6 protein-coding genes are annotated in these 4,136 nt (G+C 43.3%); 3 read left to right on the top strand and 3 right to left on the bottom strand.

Translation table 11 applies throughout. The features are described 5' to 3' along the window. Positions 1-181 precede the first annotated feature (181 nt). The 3 genes from HWQ36_RS09980 to HWQ36_RS09970 all read right to left on the bottom strand — a co-directional run bounded on the left by HWQ36_RS09980 (position 182) and on the right by HWQ36_RS09970 (position 1,640). A complete protein-coding gene (locus HWQ36_RS09980; protein ID WP_229451387.1) occupies positions 182-385 on the bottom strand; it encodes a hypothetical protein in 204 nt (67 codons plus the stop codon). Continuing rightward, the gene (locus HWQ36_RS09975) at positions 378-704 is read right to left on the bottom strand and encodes a hypothetical protein (protein ID WP_292701372.1); all 327 of its coding nucleotides are present in this window, start codon (positions 702-704) and stop codon (positions 378-380) included. The genes HWQ36_RS09980 and HWQ36_RS09975 overlap by 8 nt, the downstream gene beginning before the upstream one ends. 123 nt (positions 705-827) lie before the next feature. Next, positions 828-1,640 (bottom strand): hypothetical protein, encoded by an 813-nt coding sequence (locus HWQ36_RS09970; RefSeq protein WP_292701369.1) that lies wholly within the window; start codon positions 1,638-1,640, stop codon positions 828-830. Positions 1,641-1,864: 224 nt separating this feature from the next. On the opposite strand from HWQ36_RS09970, the gene HWQ36_RS09965 reads away from it, so the two are divergent. From HWQ36_RS09965 to HWQ36_RS09955, 3 genes are all read left to right on the top strand, one after another. Continuing rightward, complete coding sequence (locus HWQ36_RS09965; RefSeq protein WP_292701366.1) at positions 1,865-2,134, top strand: hypothetical protein; 270 nt, start codon at positions 1,865-1,867, stop codon at positions 2,132-2,134. Between the two features lie 113 nt (positions 2,135-2,247). Next, positions 2,248-3,252, top strand: a complete 1,005-nt coding sequence (locus HWQ36_RS09960) for a hypothetical protein (RefSeq protein ID WP_366828742.1) — start codon at positions 2,248-2,250, stop codon at positions 3,250-3,252. Between the two features lie 151 nt (positions 3,253-3,403). After that, positions 3,404-4,093: a PAS domain-containing protein gene (locus tag HWQ36_RS09955; protein WP_292701363.1), complete on the top strand. Its 690-nt coding sequence runs from the start codon at positions 3,404-3,406 to the stop codon at positions 4,091-4,093. The last annotated feature ends 43 nt before the right edge of the window (positions 4,094-4,136 follow it).

The following is a 4,136-nucleotide window of genomic DNA, read 5'->3' as shown; positions in this document are numbered from 1 at the left end:
ATTCCTGGCTCAATCTCCGTTTCCAACTCTTCAAGCAGAGATTGAAAATTTGGGTATTCATCATTGATTTCAACTTCAAATAAATCTGCACTCTTTGTAACGATAGTTACCCAAGCAGGTAAAGTTTGTGGAATGATCTTCGCGTAAAGTTTCATTATTGTGTCCTCTGGGATTAATAACCTTAAAAATCCTCGGCAATCTCTAACAAAAAGCCGCGTCCCGTGTTCTGCACTTGCACCAGTTCTTTATCTAGCAGTGTTTGAATAACTGAATCCGAGAATTGGAATTGCAAACGATGCAGAGGCACACAACCACCGCAAAGCCGAATCGAACGCAGCAAATGATTAGCCCTGCGGTCAAAGCTGTTGTCAACCGTCTTAGGCATTTGTAAAATCTCCGGTGACTATGGCTAACTGTTGTTGCAGAATTGCTATTTGCTGTTGATAAAAGTCAATCTCTGCGGTAATTTGCCAAAATAATTCTTCTGGTGTGAGCGGTTGGATTTGATCCTCTTTCAAGTACGATATTTCATCAGAATTCTTGTTAGGCATCAGGACATAACGCCAGCCATCATCAAATTGTTCAGCCAACTCTGTACCCAAAGGATAGTAATAAAGTCCCAAGATGATGCCTTGTTCTGTACGCTGTTCCAAAGCAAAGCGTGGGTAGCCCCAGTGTTGAGGGATTGATATTGTGGGTTTCATAGATTTAATTGGGGATTGGTGAATAAATAATTAGGGAAAGGGGGAAAGGGCAAAGGGGAAGGGAATGAAGAAATTTACCTTTCCCCCTTACCCTTTAACCTTTTCCCAAGCGAAGCCTACTCCTTACGCTGTAACTAACTCCGCTCTCTCCAGCAGCCGTTGCAATTTATCGCCAGTTAGCTGTTCTAACGGCTGATCTAAAAAATATTTATCAAAAATGGATTTACTATCAGTAGATACGTCCACCATCGACAGCGATAGCACAGCATCAAGCACGGAGTTAGAATACTGCTGCTGGACTGAATAACGCCTCTTCACCCACCAGTTACCATCAGTGCATCCGACTTGCCCCAGTTTTACGCCCTTGTTGTTGTAAATGCCATCATCGAGAATTTCAAAGCCGTAATTCTGGCACTCGTTGAAGATATGCGCCATGATTCGGTTTTCGGTCGTGGGGGGTGTTGCTTCTTTCTCCTGCACAGGTAATGAGCCGTCTTTGTAGTGAGTGCAGATGAAGCGATTGCAACGCATTAGAGTGTTGGCACGAAATACTTCTTTACTGTTGACCATGACTACCCAGCGTTGCGTTAAGTGGTTATCGTCATGGCTGATGCTGGCCACCAGTTGATTACCAGCGTAATATTCGTAATCAGAAAATGAGATTTCGACTATTCTAAGGGGTTCGGGAGCTACAACTTGGGCTTGGTCAGCGATGTAATTGTCGAGTTCGGCTTGGGCAAGGGCTTGTTGGTCGGGAGCAGCGAGGGTAAGTTTCTGAATCTTGCTTGCCTGATAGTTAACAATGGCGGAAATCCAGGCATCCTTGCAGCGTTTGTCGCTTACTTCGACTGTGCAGCCGATTTCGCTGTAGATTTGCTTGAGTCGAGCAATGGATTTCAGTTGCAGCTGTTGTGCTGTGTAAAGGGCGTGAGTCATAATTAAGATTCCCTGTACGAATGTATGGGTTTTTCAAAAGGCGATCGCTTCCAAAGTTTCCGAGGCTAAGGGCGATTGCCTTTTGTGATATTTATATTATGCTACTCTGCTAACTGATTGTCAGTATACTGATTAGCAGTTATTCTGTTGATTGATAGCCTGTATATTGATTGGCTGTTATTCTGTAATCAGATAAGCGTTAATGGAGGTTAATCATTAAAAACGTGTTAGCAGTTTGGATGGAAGCATATATTGATATTTCGCAATGGTGGCCTAAAGCTGAAGATGGTAGCCTCTTGTCTGTCTACGCAGTTCATAGGCAGTTTGAGGGTAGCCCGAATGAAGTCACTAGACATACCTTGACTGTCGCCCGTGCTGGCAGGCTAAAAAAAGCGGATATCGATAATTTGGTAAAACTAGCAAGGATTTGCTCGGTGCTATCTGGAGAGTTAGTAACTGTCAATGACATTGTGAAAATTCAAGAGGACTCGTGAAGATGATAATTCTCCACCGAGTCCGATCCCAGAGCATTACTGCCATAACTCACCACATACTTAATCTATTTGTCATTGATTTTGAGCAAGTACTATTGAATTAAAGAAGTGGAATGATGGCTAAACCATCTTCTAGGCGTAAAAAAGCCACCTCTGCCGCAGAAATAAATTCAAAATCACTCAGTAACTCTGCAAATGCAGATATCTCTGTTGAGGAAAATCCAGCTACAGCAACAATTACGGTTAGTGCTGTTGAAGTAGAGGAATTGACAGACAAGGAACAAAGCGATCGCCTACACTTGGAAAGAAAAGTGGAGAAAGCGGTTTTTGAAGCAGGGAAGGCGCTGATGGAATTGCGCGATCGCAGGCTCTACCGTTCCACCCACAGCACTTTTGAGGAGTATTGCAAAGACAGGTTTGGATTTCAGCGTCGTCATCCTTACAGATTAATCGAAGCTTCGGCTGTGTTTGATAACCTGATGAAAATGTGTCCCAATGGGACACAAACTGAAACTGAATCGAGCAACGCGGAAATTTATCCCAGTGGGACACAAACAGAAAATGAGGAAATGTGTCCCATTGGGACACAAATTTTGCCCACGAGTGAGCGCCAGGTTAGACCGATAACAAAACTGGAACCTCAACAGCAATGGGAAGTATGGCAACGGGCAGTGGAAGAAGCTGGAGGTAAAGTACCATCTGCTAGAGTTGTAGGCGATGTAGTACAACGGATCATGGAACGTACTAAAGCGCCAAATCCTTACCGTGTTGGGGAAGTCTGCCTCCTGATTGCCAAAGATAATCCTGATTTACGAGGAAAAGGCGGATGTTGGGGGATAGTCAACCATGTTGGCGAATTTAGTTGCACAGTCACAATGTGGGATGGGGAGTACACTGTCAGAATTGACCACCTAAAGCCACTGAACTACCTGGAATCGGAATGTCAGCAGATGCAGCAGATTAGCGATCGCATCAGTAGATTACGGGAAAACGAGAACTTGGAAGAGGCAGCCCGTGCTGTGCTGAAGCATTTGGGGGAACTGAAGCGACCGTATTTGACTGCTGTTGAAGAGAAGCTGTTGAGTGTGATTGAGCGAGAATATGGGATTATAGATTAATCAATTAGCTAAAATCGCAATTTGAGCGCGTTGTAGAGCTTGGCTTTAGTTTAAATTTTCACTGTATTTATAATTATTCAGTAATCTTGACGTTGTAACTAGTGGATATACTTAGTTACGTTGAAGACAAAATTTAGATAACAAGATTACTGTGTTTAATCTGGAAGATTTCTTCAACCTTTCAAGTGACCTATTTTGTATCATCTCAAGGGATGGTTGCTACCAGCAAGTCAATCCTGCATGGGAAAAGGTATTGGGATGGAAACCAGAAAACTTAATTGGGCATTATTGGTTAGAATTAGTACATCCAGAAGATATTGCAATCAATCAGCTACCAACTGAACCACTGCAAAATTTGCAGTGGGATAACCGTTATCTTCACAAAGATGGCAGTTATCGGTGGTTGTCTTGGAGTCTTTCTACTAGCCAACAGGGACTCATCTATGCAGTAGGGAAAGATGTTAACCAGCAGTTGCGCCAAATAGAAGCACTCTCAACGGAACGCCAAAGCCTTTATAACCTACTGAATCAGCTACCCGCTTTCCTTTATCTGCAACCCAATGATTATGGCGTAGGATTTTATAACCAACGCTTCCAGGAGGTATTTGGAGATCCTACAGGGAAACGTTGTTATGAGGCGATCGCTGGGTTGAAGCAGCCTTGTCCAGTCTGTCCTACCTTTCGCGTCTTTGAAACTAATGCTCCGCAACTTTGGGAATGGGTTGATAGTAAAACAGGCAAAGTGTATCAGATTTATGATTATCCGTTCAAAAATATGAACGGTGAACCAATGGTTGTGGAAATGGGTTTAGATATTACTGCTGTGAAAGGGGTGAAATGAGCAACCGTACAGAAAGTTACGCTAAGGCTGAAACGCTTTCTAG

Origin of the sequence: Nostoc sp. NMS2 (genome assembly GCF_017115105.1) — a bacterium.
In the GTDB taxonomy this organism is placed as follows: Bacteria; Cyanobacteriota; Cyanobacteriia; order Cyanobacteriales; family Nostocaceae; genus Nostoc.
Note: the sequence above shows the minus strand (reverse complement) of the source record. Positions and strands in the feature narration are given on the sequence as shown.